12 protein-coding genes and 1 pseudogene are annotated in these 17,613 nt (G+C 68.8%); 6 read left to right on the top strand and 7 right to left on the bottom strand.

The genetic code is table 11. The features are described 5' to 3' along the window. Window positions 1-21 precede the first annotated feature (21 nt). Window positions 22-882: a flagellar motor protein MotB gene (locus AC3IF1_RS00785; RefSeq protein WP_489215101.1), complete on the top strand. Its 861-nt coding sequence runs from the start codon at window positions 22-24 to the stop codon at window positions 880-882. A gap of 387 nt (window positions 883-1,269) precedes the next feature. Here the strand turns inward: AC3IF1_RS00785 and fghA are convergent, their stop codons facing one another. Together fghA and AC3IF1_RS00775 are read right to left on the bottom strand one after the other, a co-directional pair. Next, window positions 1,270-2,103, bottom strand: coding sequence for an S-formylglutathione hydrolase (gene fghA, locus AC3IF1_RS00780; protein WP_243965337.1), 834 nt, complete (start codon window positions 2,101-2,103; stop codon window positions 1,270-1,272). Between the two features lie 133 nt (window positions 2,104-2,236). Then, window positions 2,237-3,385 (bottom strand): S-(hydroxymethyl)glutathione dehydrogenase/class III alcohol dehydrogenase, encoded by a 1,149-nt coding sequence (locus tag AC3IF1_RS00775; RefSeq protein WP_243965339.1) that lies wholly within the window; start codon window positions 3,383-3,385, stop codon window positions 2,237-2,239. 249 nt (window positions 3,386-3,634) lie between these two features. Here AC3IF1_RS00775 and AC3IF1_RS00770 point away from each other — a divergent pair, with 249 nt between their 5' ends. Together AC3IF1_RS00770 and AC3IF1_RS00765 are read left to right on the top strand one after the other, a co-directional pair. After that, on the top strand, window positions 3,635-4,759 hold the full coding sequence (locus AC3IF1_RS00770; RefSeq protein ID WP_489215098.1) for an FAD-binding domain-containing protein: 1,125 nt from the start codon (window positions 3,635-3,637) through the stop codon (window positions 4,757-4,759). A gap of 429 nt (window positions 4,760-5,188) precedes the next feature. After that, entirely contained in the window at window positions 5,189-7,843 is a 2,655-nt protein-coding gene (locus AC3IF1_RS00765; protein ID WP_489215096.1) for an MHYT domain-containing protein, read from the top strand. Window positions 7,844-8,269: 426 nt separating this feature from the next. Here the strand turns inward: AC3IF1_RS00765 and AC3IF1_RS00760 are convergent, their stop codons facing one another. Then, a complete protein-coding gene (locus AC3IF1_RS00760; RefSeq protein WP_489215094.1) occupies window positions 8,270-9,244 on the bottom strand; it encodes a GlxA family transcriptional regulator in 975 nt (324 codons plus the stop codon). 119 nt (window positions 9,245-9,363) lie between these two features. Between AC3IF1_RS00760 and AC3IF1_RS00755 the strand changes: the two genes are divergently transcribed. From AC3IF1_RS00755 to AC3IF1_RS00745, 3 genes are all read left to right on the top strand, one after another. Continuing rightward, a complete protein-coding gene (locus AC3IF1_RS00755) occupies window positions 9,364-10,176 on the top strand; it encodes an SDR family NAD(P)-dependent oxidoreductase (RefSeq protein WP_489215092.1) in 813 nt (270 codons plus the stop codon). Between the two features lie 86 nt (window positions 10,177-10,262). Next, complete coding sequence (locus AC3IF1_RS00750; protein WP_489215090.1) at window positions 10,263-11,189, top strand: alpha/beta fold hydrolase; 927 nt, start codon at window positions 10,263-10,265, stop codon at window positions 11,187-11,189. Between the two features lie 118 nt (window positions 11,190-11,307). Then, window positions 11,308-11,922: a DUF302 domain-containing protein gene (locus AC3IF1_RS00745; RefSeq protein WP_489215088.1), complete on the top strand. Its 615-nt coding sequence runs from the start codon at window positions 11,308-11,310 to the stop codon at window positions 11,920-11,922. 11 nt (window positions 11,923-11,933) lie between these two features. Here the strand turns inward: AC3IF1_RS00745 and AC3IF1_RS00740 are convergent. The 4 genes and pseudogenes from AC3IF1_RS00740 to AC3IF1_RS00725 all read right to left on the bottom strand — a co-directional run. Further along, window positions 11,934-12,272, bottom strand: a pseudogene (locus tag AC3IF1_RS00740) (acetyl-CoA C-acyltransferase); the annotation flags it as partial. A gap of 115 nt (window positions 12,273-12,387) precedes the next feature. Then, window positions 12,388-12,930 (bottom strand): TetR/AcrR family transcriptional regulator, encoded by a 543-nt coding sequence (locus tag AC3IF1_RS00735; RefSeq protein WP_489215086.1) that lies wholly within the window; start codon window positions 12,928-12,930, stop codon window positions 12,388-12,390. Window positions 12,931-13,149: 219 nt separating this feature from the next. After that, a complete protein-coding gene (locus tag AC3IF1_RS00730; RefSeq protein WP_489215085.1) occupies window positions 13,150-16,257 on the bottom strand; it encodes an efflux RND transporter permease subunit in 3,108 nt (1,035 codons plus the stop codon). Then, window positions 16,254-17,339: an efflux RND transporter periplasmic adaptor subunit gene (locus AC3IF1_RS00725; protein ID WP_489220295.1), complete on the bottom strand. Its 1,086-nt coding sequence runs from the start codon at window positions 17,337-17,339 to the stop codon at window positions 16,254-16,256. Before AC3IF1_RS00725 ends, AC3IF1_RS00730 begins: the two co-directional genes overlap by 4 nt. Between the last annotated feature and the right edge of the window lie 274 nt (window positions 17,340-17,613).

The following is a 17,613-nucleotide window of genomic DNA, read 5'->3' as shown; positions in this document are numbered from 1 at the left end:
CCGATATCCGGCAGGGACTCGATGGCCACGATCATCATCAAGAAGGTCAAGAAGGCCGCTCACGCCCACCACGGCGGGGCCTGGAAGATCGCCTATGCGGACTTCGTGACCGCCATGATGGCGTTCTTCCTGCTGATGTGGCTAATCAGCATGACGACGCAGGAGCAGAAGGTCGGTTTGGCGGAATACTTCGCGCCGGCGGCTTTGAGCCCTGCAAGCAGTGGTGCTGGCGGCATCATGTACGGCAAAGCCCTCGACACGTCAGGCAACAAGCCGTCCACGCCCCGCGACGCGGAGCGGGGCTCTGCCGAGCAGGCGGACAAAGCGCGCTCGACCACGCCGGGCCGCGCCGGCGAGCTCGATGCCAGCCAATCGTCCGCCAGCGCGCAGGCCAACTACAGCGCCATAGCCAGCCTTCGGCAGGCGCTCCAGACGATGCCCGACATTGCCGAGCTGTCGCATAACATCGTGATCGAGCAGACCAAGGAGGGCGTGGACGTGTCCCTCGTGGACGAGGACGGCCGCTCCATGTTCCGCGAGGGCTCCGTCGACCCCTACGACCGCACCCGTCGCGTGCTGGAGGCGCTAGCGCCCGCCCTGCGCCGGCTGCCCAATCGCCTGTCCATAACCGGCCACACGTCCGTCGCGCGTCCGGGCTCGGCGCGGGCCGTCGAACCCTGGAACCTCACCGCCGGGCGTGCGCTCTCCGTCCGCGAGATCCTGTCGGGCGCCGGGGTTCCCAACGACAACTTCGCTTCCGTGGTGGGACGCGCCGACACCCAGCCGTCTTTCCCCGACAATCCCTACATCGCGCCGAACCGACGGGTGACGATCACGCTGCTCAATGCGAGCCCGCCGGTGCCCCCGAATATTTTCCGCTGACGACAAGGCGCCGCGCCGCCTCAGAGTCCGTTTGAGATCGAGATCGGCGCGGGCCAGCTCGTGCGCCTGGGCGGCGGCCAGGTCGAGAGCCCGAACCGGGACCTCCACGTCATCTGCTGCCGCGAGCGGGATGGCACACTGCAGAAGATCCAGGCCTTCCGCCACTGGCTCCCGGCGGCGGAGGAGGCGAGCCGGGCCCGACCGCATCCGCCCGCACGCGATGGCCCAGGGTCACGGCGATCCCAGCGCCGGCCTTTGCCGGGTAAGGCTGCCGGTCAGGGGCGCTCGGCAGTGGATGGATCGGGCCCTAGCAAGTGCCAAGGGCGGCGTCCCCCACCCAAGGTCGGGAAGCATTGCTTCCCGACTGCGCCGAGGGCCCGGACAAGATCACTTCAGGCGGGCGGCAGCCCAGGCGATGTGGTCGGCCATGAAGGTCGAGATGAAGAAGTAGGAGTGGTCGTAGCCCTCGCGCATGTTGAGGGTCAGCCCGATCCCGGCCTTCTTGCAAGCCTCTTCCAGCAGCCAGGGGCGCAGGCCGTCCTGCAGGAAGCTGTCGGCGGTTCCCTGATCGACCAGGAATTCGGGGAAGCGCTTGCCGTCCTCGATCAGTGCGGTCGCGTCGTGGGCGCGCCAGGCGGCCGGGTCGGAGCCGAGGTATTTCTCGAAGGCGGGCTTCGACCAGCCGGCCGTCGAGGGCTGGGCGATCGGCGCGAAGGCGGAGCAGGACTTGAAGCGCTCCGGGTAGGTCAACGCGATGGTGAGCGCCCCGTGGCCGCCCATGGAATGGCCGAGGATGCCCTGGCGGGTCATGTCGGCGGGGAACTCCTTCGCGATGAGGGCCGGCAACTCCTCGGTCACGTAGCTCCACATCTTGTAATTCGTCGCAAAGGGCGCCTGCGTGGCGTCCAGATAGAAACCGGCGCCGGAGCCGAACTGCCAGTTGCCGTCCTCGTCCGGGATACCGGGGCCGCGCGGGCTGGTATCGGGGGCCACGACGATCACGCCGTGCTCGGCGGCGGCCGCGCGGTACTCGCCCTTGTCCATGACGTTGGCGTGCGTGCAGGTCAGCCCGGACAGGTACCACAGCACCGGGACCGGGCCGGTCTCGGCCTGGGGCGGCACGAACACCGCGAAGGTCATCGGGCATCCCGTGGTCTGCGCGTCGTGCTTGTAGACGCCCTGCGTGCCGCCGTGGGCGCGGGCCTTCGAGACGGTTTCCATCAGCTGTGATCTCCTGCTCGGGCGGCGAGAGCCCCGCTCGGGGCCGGGTCGCGGGCCCGGGGCTTCGAGAGTGCGGGGGACATACGCCGGGGCGCCCCGGCCTCGCTGGCGGGGAGCCCCGGATCGGTCTTTGTCAGTAGACGACCACGGACCGGATCGACTTGCCCTCGTGCATGAGGTCGAAGCCGTGGTTTATGTCCTCCAGCGGCATGGTGTGGGTGATCAGATCGTCGATGTTGATCTTGCCCTCCATGTACCAGTCGACAATCTTCGGCACGTCGGTGCGGCCGCGGGCGCCGCCGAAGGCCGAGCCCCTCCAGACCCGGCCGGTGACGAGCTGGAACGGACGGGTCGAGATCTCGCGGCCGGCCTCCGCCACGCCGATGACGATCGACTCGCCCCAGCCGCGATGGCAGCACTCGAGGGCCTGGCGCATCACGTGGACGTTGCCGGTGCAGTCGAACGAGAAGTCGGCGCCGCCGCCGGTGAGATCGACGATGGCCTGGACCACCTTGTCGGTGCCGATCTCGCTCGGGTTGATGAAGTCGGTCATGCCGAACTTGCGGGCCATGGCCTGCTTCTCCGGGTTGATGTCGACGCCGATGATCTTGTCGGCACCCACCATCCGGGCAGCCTGGAGCACGTTGAGGCCGATGCCGCCGAGGCCGAACACCACCACGTTGGCGCCGGGCCACACCTTGGCGGTGTAGATCACCGCGCCGATGCCCGTGGTCACGCCGCAGCCGATGTAGCAGATCTTGTCGAAGGGGGCGTCCTCCCGGATCTTGGCGAGCGCGATGGCGGGCAGGACCGTGAAGTTCGAGAAGGTCGAGCAGCCCATGTAGTGGAACACGGTGCTCGATCCGCCAGAATTACCGCCCGGGCTGCCGCCGGTGGAGACGCAGGAGAAGCGGCTGGTGCCGTCCGGCATCACGCCCTGGCCCTGGGTCGCCCGGATCGCGGTGCACAGGTTGGTGCGTTGCGACAGGCAGGACTTACAGTTGCGGCATTCCGGCGTGTAGAGCGGGATCACGTGGTCGCCGGGCTTCAGCGTGGTAACGCCGGCGCCGACCTCGCGGACGATGCCCGCGCCCTCGTGGCCCAGGATCGCCGGGAACTTGCCCTCGGAATCGAGGCCCGAGAGGGTGTAGGCGTCCGTGTGGCAGATCCCGGTGGCCATCAGCTCGACGAGAACCTCGCCGGCCTTGGGCCCCTCGATGTCGATGGTCTCGATGGTGAGAGGCTTCTTGGCCTCCCACGCGACCGCGGCGCGCGTCTTCATCACGTGTTCCTATTGTCTGGACGATCACGGACGGCGTCGAAGGGCCGACTCTTCGGCGCACCTCGCTCGAGGGCAGCGCACCGAACGGTCCGAAAATCTGCCGCGTGTGTGATGCTTCTCGCGCCGGGATGCAACGTCTGCGTCCGCGTTTCGACCGTGGCGTCCCCGGTCCGGAAGGTCCGGGGAATGGGTCGCATCCGCGCCCCGTGCGTCGCGCGCTAACTCCGACGCATGGATCGCACCTTCCCCATGACTCGGAATGCCGGGATCGACCGCCTCTCCGCCTTCCTGGCGGGGGCCGGCGCCGATTACGCGGCGTCCCGCAACACCGACCGTGGCCCCGGAGTCGAGCCGACCACGTCGGCCCTCTCGCCCTACCTGCGCCGGCGCCTGATCACGGAGGCCGAGGTTGCGGCCGCTGCCGAGCGCGCGTTCGGCGACGGCGGTGCCGACAAGTTCGTCTCCGAGGTGTTCTGGCGAACCTACTTCAAGGGCCACCTGGAGACCCACCCGGCGGCCTGGACCGGCTACCTCGCCCTGGCCGCGGCGGACCGGGAGCGGCTCGCCGCCGAGCCCGGGCTGCACCGGATCTACGCACAGGCGGTCGAGGGCCGGACCGGCATCGACGGCTTCGACGACTGGGCCCGCGAACTCGTCGAAACCAACTGGCTGCACAACCACGCCCGGATGTGGTTCGCGTCGATCTGGATCTTCACCCTGCGCCTGCCGTGGGCGCTCGGCGCCGACTTCTTCATGCGCCACCTCGTCGACGGCGACCCGGCGAGCAACACGCTGTCCTGGCGCTGGGTGGCCGGCCTGCACACACGGGGCAAGCACTACGTCGCCCGCGCCGAGAACATCCGGCGGTACACCGACGGTCGCTTCGATCCCAGCGGCCTCGACGCGTATCCGGACGCCCTCGACGAGGCGATGCCGCCCCGCGAAGTGGCGCTGCCGCGGGCCGATGCCGGGCCGGCCGGTGATGTCGCGCTGCTGCTGCACCTCGACGACCTGCATCCGGAGAGCCTGCCCCTGGCCGGCGCCCGCGTCGTCCGCGTCGGCGGCCTGCTGGCCCACGCCCCCGGTGCGTCCGATCGGGTCCGCGCGGCCGACGCGGCAGCGATGGCCGATGCCCTGGACCGTTCGGCGGCGCATTTCGGCTGCGCGGCGCGGCTGGTCGACCGCGACTGGGCCGGCGACCATCCCGTGGTCACGGCTTGGGCTCCGGTGGGGCCGTCGGCCGATGCTCTACCCGACGGTTGCATCCGGGTCCGTCGCCGATGGGACGAGACGGCGTGGCCGAAATCGACGCGTGGCTATTCCCGCCTCCGCTCGGCCATTCCCGCGGTGCTGACGGCATCCGAATGCGCATGAGCCCGCCGCCCATCCCTGCCTCGGGCCCCTGCCGGTGACGACGGCGTGAGGGAGAACGACCCGCGTGCGCGCTCGTCGGCGGATCCCGCGCTCCGACGATGCGGGTGCGACCAGCGCCCGGATTCGCGCGTTCGCGCAGCGCGTGGATCGTCCGTCCGCGAAAAAAGGCATCAGGCGTGCTCCGAGCGGCCACACCACCTTGGCTGTGCCGGTCCGCACGCGTGAGACGCCGTCCGCCGCGTTATCGAAAGCCCTGTGAGCCGACCGCTTCACGGCGGTCGTCGAGCGTCAAATCCGCGCTATCGGCCTCCCGCGCGGGCGGATGCCGGAGCCAAACGCATCGGTGAGTGGACAGGCATCGTCGCCGCCCGCAGATTCGCCCGCATTCCCGGGCGCCCGACGCCCGACCTCTCCCTGGTCGATCCTCGTATGGTCCATACCGGCTACAGCCCGGCCCTCGTGGCGCTCTCGATCGTGATCGCGGTGTTCGCATCCTATGCGGCGCTCGACCTCGGGGCGCGCATCCGCCGGCCCGATTTCGGCCCGCGCTGGGCCTGGGGCGCCGCCGCCGCGGTCGCCATGGGCGGCGGCATCTGGGCCATGCACTTCGTCGGGATGCTCGCCTTTGAGATGGGCATGCCGGCGCGGTACGACCTCGGCACGACCGTCCTGTCGCTGATGATCGCGGTGGGCAGCACGGCGGCGGCCTTCGCCTGGGTGGCGCGGGCGGGCACCGCCACCGCGTCGCTGCTCGTGGCCGGCACGGCGATGGGCCTCGGCGTGGCCGCGATGCACTATACCGGCATGGCCGCGATGCGGGTTCCGGGGAACATGGCCTACGACCCGCGGATCGTCGCCGTGTCGGTCGCCATCGCGGTCAGCGCGGCGACCGCCGCCCTGTGGCTCACCTTCCGGCGCAACCGCCCCTGGCAGAAGCTCATGGCCGCCTGCGTCATGGGTCTGGCGGTCGCCGGCATGCACTACACCGGCATGGCGGCGGCGACCTTCACCGCCGAGGAGGCGGGGGCCCACGCGGCCCACGCGGCCACCCTGTCCACCGGTCAGCAGGACCTCGCCCTGGCGGTGGCCGGCGTCACCTTCGTCGTGCTGTTCCTGGCGATGATGGCGGGTTCGCTCGACCAGCGGCGCACCCAGCGGCGCCTGCACGTCAGCGAAGCGCGCTTCCGCTCCGCGGTCCGCGCCGTCGATGGCGTGATGTGGACCACGGATGCCGGCGGCGACTTCATCGAGGAGCAGCCGGGCTGGGAGCAGATCACGGGGCATACCTTCGCCGAGTACCGCGGGCGCGGCTGGGCGAAAGCGATCCATCCGGAGGACCTCCCCGAGACGAACCGGATCTGGCTGGAGGCGGGCCGGACGGGCGGCGCCTACGCGGTGGAACATCGCGTCCGCGCGTCGGACGGCGGCTGGCGGCACTATGCGGTGCGCGCCGTACCCGTGCGGGATGCGGACGGGGCGATCCGCGAATGGGTCGGCGTCCATGCCGATGTCAGCGCCCGTCACGCCCACGAGGCCGCCCTGCGGGACGCCCGGGATGCGGCCGAGGCAGCCAACCGCGCCAAGAGCGCGTTCCTCGCCAACATGAGCCACGAGCTGCGCACGCCGCTCTCGGCGGTCATCGGCTACGCCGAGATGCTTCAAGAGGAAGCGGAGGATCTCGGGCAGGACACGTTCCAGGCCGATCTCGGCAAGATCCGCTCGAACGCCCAGCACCTGCTCGGGCTGATCAACGACGTGCTCGATCTCTCCAAGGTCGAGGCCGAGAAGATGGACGTCCTGGCCGAGAACGTCGCCGTCGAGGCCTTCGTGCGCGACGCCGCCGCGACCGTCGAGGGTCTCGTGGCCAAGAAGGGCAACCGCCTCGTGCTCGACCTCGCCCCGGACCTCGGCCAGGCACAGACCGATGCGGTGAAACTGCGCCAGTGCCTGTTCAACCTGCTCGGCAACGCCGCCAAGTTCACCGAGGGTGGGACCGTGACGTTGCGGGTCCGCCGCGAGCCCGGACCCGACGGTGACCGGCTGACCTTCGCCGTCTCGGATACCGGCATCGGCATGACGCCGGGGCAGCTCGCCGGGCTGTTCCAGAGGTTCGTGCAGGCCGACGGGTCGACGACGCGCAAGTACGGCGGCACGGGACTGGGCTTGGCCTTAACCAAGGCCTTCGCCAATCTGATGGGCGGCGACGTCTCCGCGGACAGCGCCGAGGGTCGGGGCACGACCTTCACGCTCACCCTGCCCGCGATGATGCCCGGGCCCGAGGTCGCGGATGGGCATCTCCCGGCCGTTCACGCGGGCACGGCGGAGGGCACGCGCGGGCTGGTCCTCGTCGTCGATGACGAGTCCAGCCAGCGCGAATTGATGATCCGATTTCTGACCCGGCAGGGCTTTGCGGCCCATGCTGCGCTCGACGGGCGGTCGGGTCTCGAACTCGCACGCCGGCTGCAGCCCGTCGCGGTGCTGCTCGACGTGATGATGCCGGAGATGGACGGCTGGGCCGTGCTGGCCGCGCTGAAGCACGACGACGCCACCCGCGACATCCCTGTGATCATGGTCAGCTTCGTGGCCGACGCCGCGCTCGGTGCCGCGCTCGGGGCGACCAGCTCGCTCGCGAAGCCGGTGGATTGGAGCCGCCTGAAGGGGGTGCTCGACCGGATCGGCGCGGGTGCGGGCGACGTCCTGGTGGTGGACGACGACGCCGAGATGCGCCGCCGCCTCCGGACCGTGCTGGGGCGACAGGGGTTCGCGGTTCGGGAGGCCGGCGACGGGGCCGAGGCCCTGGCCAGCGTGCGCGCGGCCCGCCCGAGCCTCGTGCTCCTCGACCTGACCATGCCGGTGATGGACGGCTTCACGTTCCTGCGCGCCCTGCGGGCGATGCCGGGTGGCGACGAAGTTCCGGTGGTCGTCCTCAGCGCCCGCGACGTCTCGGAGGAAGAACGTCATGATTTGTCCGCGGCCGACCGGATCTTGCGCAAGGGCGACGCCAGCTTGCAGGACGTTGCCGCGGAGGTCAGCCGGCTCGGCCGACTGACCCCGTCCATCCCGGTGACTTCGCCGGGCGGTTGATCGAAACCCAGGGCGTACGTCCCTCGACAAACGGCATCGCCGGGGTGCCCTTTGCCGGGACGGTCCCGGGGCATCGCCGCCCTTCTGGCCGGAACCAGAACGCTGGCAGCACCGGTTGAGGCGAAACCAGCGCCCCCGCCCCATCGGACACGTCGGACGGATAGGCAGGGCGATCCAGGCTCACGCCCCACGATGCACAACCCCGGCATCTCGCTCACAGCACGCTCTAGTCAGACGGCTTCCGCACTTTGAGATGTGAAATATTCGGCGAGGAATGCGTGATGACCTGCGATCACGCCATCCAAGACAAACAGTTTGTCCCAATTTTTTGGGATCGGCGCGTCATTCTGCTTCCGTATTCAGTCTGAATGTGCTCAGCATATCATGGATATGGTTCGGCATGGGCATTCAATGCCGTGGGCTGTGTCACGGTAAGGGCTGGGGTGCCTCAAAAGTCCTCGTCTGCCTTTCGGTTCGCGCGTTCCTGCGAATGACTTGAGGGGGTTGGCCGAAGGAACGGATGAAGGATCTCCGCATCCGCTCGCGGTCGGCGAAACCGGTTTCCTGTGCGACCACGTCGATGGGCAAACGTCCCTCCTCCATCATGGCACGGGCGGCTTCCAGACGAAGGTGCTCGACCGCCTTGGCCGGGGACTGGCCGGTCTCCTGACGGAAGACACGACTGAACTGCCGCGGGCTGAGCCGAGCCGCATCCGCCAATTCATCCACCGACAGCTCCTTGCGCAGGTTCGCTCTCGCATAGGAGAGGGCAACCTGGATGCGGTCGGATTTCGGCTGCAGTTCCAGCAACTCCGAAAACTGCGATTGGCCGCCCGACCGTCGGTGATAGACCACCAGCTTCTTCGCGATGCCCTTTGCCATCTCCGGGCCGAGATCGTCCTCGACCAACGCAAGCGCGAGGTCGATACCGGCGGTCATGCCGGCGGATGTCCAGACGTTTCCATCCGTGATGAAGATGCGATCATCGTCCACCTTCACCTTCGGATAAAGGCGCTCGAGCTCACGGGCATGTGCCCAGTGCGTCGTCGCCCTGCGCCCGTCGAGCAGACCCGCCTCCGCCAGCACGAATGCCCCGGTGCAGGTGGCGGCAACACGTCTTGCGAGCCCTCCCGCCCGGCGAACGTGCTGGACGAGACCGGGTGACGATGGACCGACGTCGAGGGTCCCCACGACGATCAGCGTATCGAAAGTCCGCTCCCCGAATGGCTCGGTGTCCATGGTCAGCCCGATCGAGGTCCTGATCGGGCCGCCTCGCTCCGAGAGGAATGACGTCCGGTAGACCTCGTGACCCCGCGTCAGGTTCGCGAGCTCGAAGGCGGTCAGGCCCCCAAGGTTCATGACCTGGAAATCCGGGAAGAGAACGACGCCGATGTCTCGCATGGGATGCAGCCCCCGACCCGTGACCTAAAAGGTGGCAAATACGACATATGGGATATCCATTCGGACGTCTAGGTTCCGGCAGTCCGCTTCCGCCGCGACAGACATCGATGGAGATCGTCATGCTCGACACGAAGAACCTTGGTACGGCCCTCATCACCGGCGCCTCCTCCGGCATCGGGGCGATCTACGCCGACCGCCTCGCGGCCCGCGGCCATGATCTGGTCCTCGTCGCCCGGAACAAGGAGCGGCTCGACGCCGTCGCCGACGACCTGAGACGTCGCCATGGGCGCGACGTGCGCATCATGGCCGCCGATCTCACCGCGGCGGCAGAGCTTGCTGAAGTCGAGGGCCTGCTGCGCGACGACGCCAGCATCACGACGCTCGTCAACAATGCGGGATTCGGTGCAGCCGGTCCCCTGCTCGGATCCGACGTCGAACGCATGGTCGAGATGATCGCCATCAACGTCACGGTTCCCACCCGCCTGACCTACGCCGCCGTACCAGGGCTGGTGGCGCGTGGCGGGGGCACGGTGATCAACATCGCCTCCATCGTGGCGATTGCGCCGGAACTCCTCAACGGCGTCTACGGCGGCTCGAAGGCCTTCGTTCTCGCCTTCTCGCAGTCGCTGCGGAAGGAGCTGTCGGACAAGGGCGTCAGGGTTCAGGCGGTGTTGCCCGGGGCGACGGCCACGGAATTCTGGGAGATCGCCGGGAGCCCGGTGAGCAACCTCCCGCCGAGCTGGGTGATGTCGGCCGCGGACATGGTCGATGCCTCTCTCGCGGGCCTCGATGCGGGTGAGTTCGTCACGATCCCCTCCCTACCGGAGGCGGCGGATTGGGAGGCCTACGAGGCGGCCCGCCAGGCGCTCATGCCGAACCTGTCCGCAGCCAAGCCCGCGTCCCGCTACGCGCCCCGTCGCGTCGCCGCCTGAGCGGGCGGCCGGAACATCGGACCGTTCCCGATTCCGAATGTCCGAAGCCGTCCGCCAATCCGGCACACGGCGCGAACCCGTCGGCAATGCCTCGCTCGGCCAATGGAAATCACATCATGACAACGAAACCGCCGGTCTCCGCACATGCGGATGATTGGATCTACACACGCCGCTGGCTCAAAGCGGGCGAGACCGCCTTTGCGACCCTGAAGGACGGAACCCGCATCCGTTACGTCCGGGTCGGAGAGGGACCGGACCTCGTCCTCACACATACTGTGCGGACGCAACTGGATATCTTTCAATTCGTGATTCCGCTGCTGTCCGAACACTTCACGGTCTACGCCCTCGACCTGCCGGGGTTCGGATGGTCGGACCTCAAGCCCGACAGCGAGAAGGACGAACCCACCCTCCGGGCCCAGCTCAGGGAATTCATGCAGGTCCTTGGCATCGAACGCCCGATCCTGGCCGGCGAGTCGATCGGGGCGACCCTATCCCTCTCACTCGCCGCTGAACTCGGCGACAGGGTTGAACGGGTGGTGGCGTACAACACCTACGATTACCTGCCCGGCCTGGAACGCGCCAACCTCCTCGCCTCGATCATCATCAAGGGCGTGCGCGCACCGATCGTCGGTCCGATCTTCGCGTCGAAGGAGAACCGAGCGATCACCGGCGGCATCATCAGGGGAGGCTTCCATGACCCGAAGACGTTGCCCGATGACCTGCTCGACGAATATTCCCGCGTCGGCAACCGCCCCGGATACGGGAAAGGTATGAGACGGCTTCTCAAGTCGCTGTCAAGCTTCGTCGCGGCACGTACGCGATACCGCTCGATCAGGGCGCCGGTGACGCTGGTCTGGGGCGACAGCGATTGGTCCTCCCGAGAGGATCGCGCCGGCGTCGAACGAAGCGTCCCGTCACCGAAGGTCATCACCCTCGAACGCACGGGCCATTTCAGCGCCGTCGAACGCCCCCGGGACTGGGCGGACATCATCATCGCGGCGGCGACGCGGTGAGCCTCGGTCATGTCGGTGCCAACGGGTCCGTCACCGTGAGCATGAACACGCCCATCGGCGTTGTCTTCGGCGATGTCGCCGCGTGGCAAGCTCTCGCCTCACTCCGTCAGGTCCATCCATGAACGGTCTCAGGGTCGGCCGACTTTCGCGCCGCGTGGCGTTGCTTGTCGGCGCAGCCTTCATCGCGTCCCGGGGCATCGGCCGTGTCGCCGCCATCCCTTCGAAACCCTCAGGAGTTTCACCCTTGCCAGCGCAACTCGACGCGACCGAAGTCGCGATGCAGCACGTCACGATCCATGCCACCAAGCCGTTCGAGGCGGTACGGATAGCCCTCGAAGCGGCCCTACCACCCCTCGACCATTCCTATGAGGAGTTCCTCCGGTCCGGCAACGCGACAGAAGCGCGGGACCGTATGGAGCGACTGGCGCCGCTCTCCATCTTCGGCATGCGGGACCATGGCAGCCTGCTCCTGGTGGCCGGGTCCCGACAGAAGGCGATCCAATACGACATCGGAAATCCGCTGACGGCCTCACGGATGACGCGGCATGTCCTCTCCGCCGCGCTGTACGCCCCCATCAGAGTGCTTCTGCGCGAGGCGGCTGACGGTAACGCGGCCTTCGAATATGATCGCCCCAAGACGAGCTTCGGCCAATTCAGCGACAAGGACGTCGATGCGGTGGCGGACGAGCTCGATCGGCGGCTGCGCGAGACCCTGTTGGCGGCGGCATCCTGACCCGCAGCGGATCAGACCGCCTCCAGCGCGAGGGCGATACCTTGCCCCCCGCCGATGCAGCGGGTGACCGATCCACGGCGGATGCCGTCCCAGCGCATGGAATGGAGCAGGCGGGACGTCAGCACCGCACCGGTCGCGCCGATCGGATGCCCGTGGGCGATGGCACCGCCCTCGACGTTGACGATGTCCTCGGGCAGGCCGAGTTTCTTGGCCACGGCCAAGGGAACGACGGCGAAGGGAACGACGGCGAAGGCCTCGTTGCTCTCGACGCGCGCGACGTCGCCGCGCGACCAGCCGGCGCGCTCCAGGGCCTGACGAACGGCTGGCACGGGGCCGAGGCCGACTATGCCATCGGGAAGCGCGTGGAGAGGCGGCGCGCGCGGTGTTCGGATCGCGTCCTTGATCCCGTCGATCCGGGCTTTCGGGGCGGGAACTCCGCGGTCTCGGCGTCCGTGCCCGTGAATGTCAGCCGGCGACCGAGGAATGCGCCGCTTGGAGCAGGTCATTCGCCAGCTCCTCGTCGCTGACGGCCCGTGCCAACACGACGGCTCCGACGAGCATCGACAGCGTTGCAAGGGACTTTTGCCGCCGGCGCTCCCGCGATGCCTTCGGCGTCAGGTTGGCGAGGATGGAGGCCAGACGCTCGACACCCTGCGTGAACCGGGCCCGAACGGGGCTGCCCGGCGCTTCCCGCGAGATGTCGTTGGCCAGGGCCGCGAGGGGACATCCCTTCCCGGGGGTCTTGACGTGCGCGAGAGACAGGTAGTTCGTGAGGACGGCGTCCACGTCCCCGCGCCGGTCCTCGTTGACCGCGGCGTCGAACGCCTCGGCGGCCAGCGCCTCCTTGTTGGCGAACTGGCCGTAGAAGCCGCCATGGGTCAGGCCGGCGGAGGCCATGATGTCGGCGACGCCGACGCCGTGCAGGCCACGCTCACGGAACAGGGTCGCCGCGACCTCGACGACGCGCTGACGGTTGAGCTTGGCCTGCTCCTGCGAAACTCTCGGCATACTCTGATCCTTCAACCTTCCGACGTTCTGTATAGATGAAACGCGTCATCTAAAGAAGTGCGGACCCTCCGGCGTTCCCCGCGACACCTCCGGGAGACGACAAGCGACCGGCCGGCGCAGGGGGCCGGAGCGCAGGCCGGTCGTCGTCCCACACGCCCGGTCGCCCGGCGCGCGATCCTGGGATGTCCCTCGGGTGGGACACGAACGTCTTCCGTCGCTTCAAGACTTGGCCGGGAGCGGCATCGCGCCGGAACCGGCTGCGGCTCCGTCCTTGCGGGGTTCCCGCGCCACCCGGAACCACAGGGCGTAGAGCGCCGGCAGGAACAGGAGCGTCAGCAGGGTCCCGACGCCGACGCCGCCGATCAGCACGTAGGCCAGGGCCCCCCAGAATACCGAGTGGGTGAGCGGGATGAAGGCCAGCATCGCGGCGGCCGCGGTGAGGATCACCGGACGGGCCCGCCGCACCGTCGACTCGACGATGGCGTCGTAGTCCGACAGGCCCGAGGCGCGGTCGTGATGGATCTGATCGACGAGGATCAGCGTGTTACGCATCAGGATGCCCGACAGGGCGATCAGGCCCAGGATGGCGTTGAAGCCGAAGGGCTGGTGGAAGGCGAGGAGCGTCGGCACCGCCCCCACGAGGCCCAGCGGCGCGGTGGCGAAGACCATGAACATGGTCGTGAACGACCGGACCTGGATCATGATGACCGTCAGCGTGACGATGAGCATCAGCGGGAACACCGCCACCAGGGCGTTCATCGCCTTGGCGCTCTCCTCCACGGCCCCGGCCGTGTCGATACGGTAGCCCGGCGGCAGCTTGGCCTTGATCGCGTCGAGCCGGGGAAAGATCTGCGCGTGGACATCCGGCGGCTGCTTGCCGTCGAGGACGTCGCCCTGGACGCGGATATAGGTCTCGCGGTTGTAGCGCTTGAGCACCGCGTCCTCGCTGCGGCTCTCCAGGCGGGCGACCTGCGAGACCGGCACCTGCCGCCCGTCATGCGTGGTCAGGGTCAGGTCGCCGATCTCCCCGAGGGAACGGCGCTCCGGCCCGGGGCTGCGCAGCAGCACATCGACGGTGCGCAGGTTCTCGCGGACCTGGGTCGCGGGCGTCCCGGTGAGGTAGCTCTGGAGCTGCTGGCCGGCCTCCTTGGGGGTCAGGCCGATCAGGCGCAGGCGCTCCTGATCGAGGGCGAGATGCAGGCTCGGGGTCCTGTCGCCCCAGTCGAGGTGGACGAGCCGCATGTTGGGGTTGGCCATCATGACGTCGCGGACCTCCTCGGCGATGCCGCGGATCACCTCGGGGTCGGGTCCGACCACCCGGAAGGCGACGGGGAAGCGGATCGGCGGCCCGAACACGATCTGGAGCACCCGCACCCGCGCCTCGGGGAAGAGCCCGTCGCTCACGAGCGTGCGCAGCTTGATCCGGAGCGCGTCGCGGGTGGCCGCATCGGCGGTCTGGACGACGATCTGCGCGAAGGCGGGGTCGGGCAGTTCGGGATCGAACGAGAGCACGAAGCGCGGCATGCCCTGGCCGATATAGCTGGTGATCGCCCGCGCCTCCGGCAGCGCGCGCACGGCCGCCTCGACCTTCCGGACGCTGGCCTCGGTGGTGGCGAAGGCGGACCCGGTGGGCAGGGTCACCTCGACGATCAGTTCAGGACGCTCCGAATTCGGGAAGAATTGCTGCTCGACCTTGCCCATGCCGACCACCGCGAGGGCGAACAGCGCCACGGTGACGCCGGCCGCCAGCCACTTGTGGTCGACGGAGGCTCTCACGATCCGACGCAGGCGCCGGTAGTTCTTCGTGGCGTAGATCGCGGCGTGCCCGCCTTCGACGCGCTTGATGTTCGGCAGGAGCTTGACGCCGAGATAGGGCGTGGCGGTCACGGCCACGATCCAGGAGACGATCAGCGAGAAGCCCACCACCCAGAAGATGTTGCCGGCATATTCGCCCGCCGTCGAGGCCGCGAAGCCCACCGGCAGGAATCCCGCGATGGTGACGAGGGTGCCGGTGAGCATCGGCGCGGCGGTGGCGCTCCAGGCATGGGTGGCCGCCTCGATCCGGTCGGCGCCCTCCTCCATGCGCACCACCATCATCTCGATGGCGATGATGGCGTCGTCCACCAGCAGGCCGAGGGAGATGATCAGGGCGCCGAGCGTGATGCGGTCGAAGTCGCGGCCGGTGACCATCATGACCACGAACACGGCCGCGAGGGTCAGGGGCACCGCGAGCGCGACCACGAGGCCGACCCGGAAGCCGAGCGCCACCAGGCTGACCACGATGACCACCGAGAGCGCGGTGAAGAACTTCACCATGAATTCGTGGATGGCCTCGTCGATCACCTTGGCCTGATCGGTGATCTTCGTGAACGCGACGCCCGTTGGCAACGCGTGGTGGATCGCCACCTCCTCGGTGTTCAGGGCCGCGCCGAGGGAGAGGCCGTTGAATCCCGGCTTCATCACCAGCCCGAGCATCAGGGCGGGCTCGCCGTCGTTGCGAATCGCGAACACCTTCGGGTCCTCGTAGCCGCGCTTGACCTCCGCGATGTCGCCGAGCTTGAGGCTGCGGTCACCGGCCGCCACCGGCAGGTCGCGGATCGCGTCGAGGCTGTCGAGGGTGCCGTCGAGGCGCAGGTAGACCCGCGGGCCGGTGGTCTCGACGAAGCCCGCCGGCGTCACGTCGTTCTGGTTGCCGAGGGCCGCGAGCAGCTGCTGTCCGGTGATGCCCAGAGTCGCGAGGCGCTGGTACGAGATCTCGACGAAGATCTTCTGGGCCTGCTCCCCCAGGATGTTGATCTTCTCGATGCCGGGGACGCGCAGCAGGCGCTGCCGCAGATCCTCGGCCGCGAGCACGAGATGCCGGTGCGGCATATCCCGGGCCTGGAGGGCGTACAGGGCGAAGTAGACGTCGGAGAACTCGTCGTTGAACAGCGGCCCCATCACCCCGCGCGGCAGGGTGGGGGCCTGGTCGGAGAGCTTCTTGCGGGCCTGATAGAACTCCCCCTGCAGCTTGGCCGGCGGCATGCTGTCCTTGAAGTAGACCTTCATGAGCATCAGGCCGGGCCGGACCGTGGTCTCGACCCGGTCGTAATAGACGAGCTCCTGCAGGCGCTTCTCCAGCGGGTCGGCCACCTGCCGCTGGATCTCCGAGGTGGTGGCGCCGGGCCAGGCGGCGGAGACCGCCATCGTCTTGACCGTGAAGGCCGGATCCTCGGCGCGGCCGAGCCTCTGGAACGCGAAGACGCCGGCGGCGGTCACCGCGATGATCAGGAAGAGCGTGACGGCCCGCTCCCGGACCGCCAGGGCGGAGAGGTTGAACCCGGTCATCGCGCGACTCCCGTCAGGCTCGGGGGGGCCTGCCGCACCGTCTGGCCGGCCTTGAGGAGATGGGCGCCGAGCGACACGATCCGGTCGCCCGGCTGGAGGCCGGACACGACCTCGGCCGCCTCTTCCGACATGCGGCCCAGGGCGACCGGCTGTTGGGTGACGGTCCTGGTGTCGGTGTCGAGCTTCCAGACCGCCGAACCGTGCCCGATGTCGAAGAGGGCGCCGAGCGGCACGTCGACTGGCGCCGCGCGTCCGGACTCCGCCGGCTTGAGCCGGAGCGTCACGGTCGCCCCGAGCGGCGCATCCTCGCCGCCGCCCGAGAGGATGTAGCGCCCCCGGTAGGTCCGGGTGGCCGGGTCGGCGGTGGCCGAGAGCTCGCGCAGCCGGGCCGGATAGGTCGCCTCGCCCTCGGCATAGAGCGTCGCCGAGGCCACGCCCCGGGCCAGGCGCCGGCTCGCCTCGGGCAGGAAGACCTCCGCCTCGCGGGCCCCGTCACGGGCCAGCTTGACCACGGTCTGGCCGGCGGCGACCACCTGACCGGGCTCGGTCGGGACCTCCATCACGACGCCGTCGGCATCGGCCTGGAGTTCGGAATAGCCGGCCTGGTTGGAGACCTGGCTCGCCTGGGCCTCCGCATTGGCGAACTGAGCGATGGCGGCATCGGCCGCGGCCTTGTTCTGGTCGTAGGTCTGTTTCGAGGTCCAGCCATCCCCGACGAGCTTGCGGCTGCGCTCCTCGTCGGCCTTGGTCTTGATCATCTGCGCCCGGGCCGCCTCGACCGAGGCGCGCGCCGCGTTGAGCGCCAGGGTGAAGTCGGTCCGGTCGAGGCGCATCAACGGCTGCCCGAACCGGACGTGGTCCCCCGGATCGACGAGGCGCTCGAAGATCTTGCCGCCGACGCGGAAGCCGAGATTGCTCTCGGTGCGCGCGCGGATGACGCCGGTGTAGCGCGCGACCGCCCCGGTCCCGGGGGCGACCGCGACGGTCTGGACCAGCGGCGGCTCAGGGGTCACGGCGGTCTCGGCCGGCGAGCACGCCGCCAGGGCCAGACCTGTGAGACCCAGGATTATTCTCGCATCCATCATCGGCCCGCGAGCTCCGCTTGCATCGGCATCAAAGATTATGACCATCATCTATTATGGCGCGGATGCCACGTCAAGGGCGACGGCGGTGCCGTGTCGCGATGCGGTCGCTCTTTTGCGAATTCAGGGATGCGCGTTGGACGAACGGACGGTCATCGATGTCCGCCCGGATCCCCGGCCCTGTGGAGCGTCCGGCGACCGGCCTGTGAGCCGGGCCGAACGAAATCATGACGGGTCAAGGACCGGATCTGTCGGTCATGATCAAAGGACCATG

It is taken from the genome of Methylobacterium sp. E-012, assembly GCF_057836545.1.
Note: the sequence above shows the minus strand (reverse complement) of the source record. Positions and strands in the feature narration are given on the sequence as shown.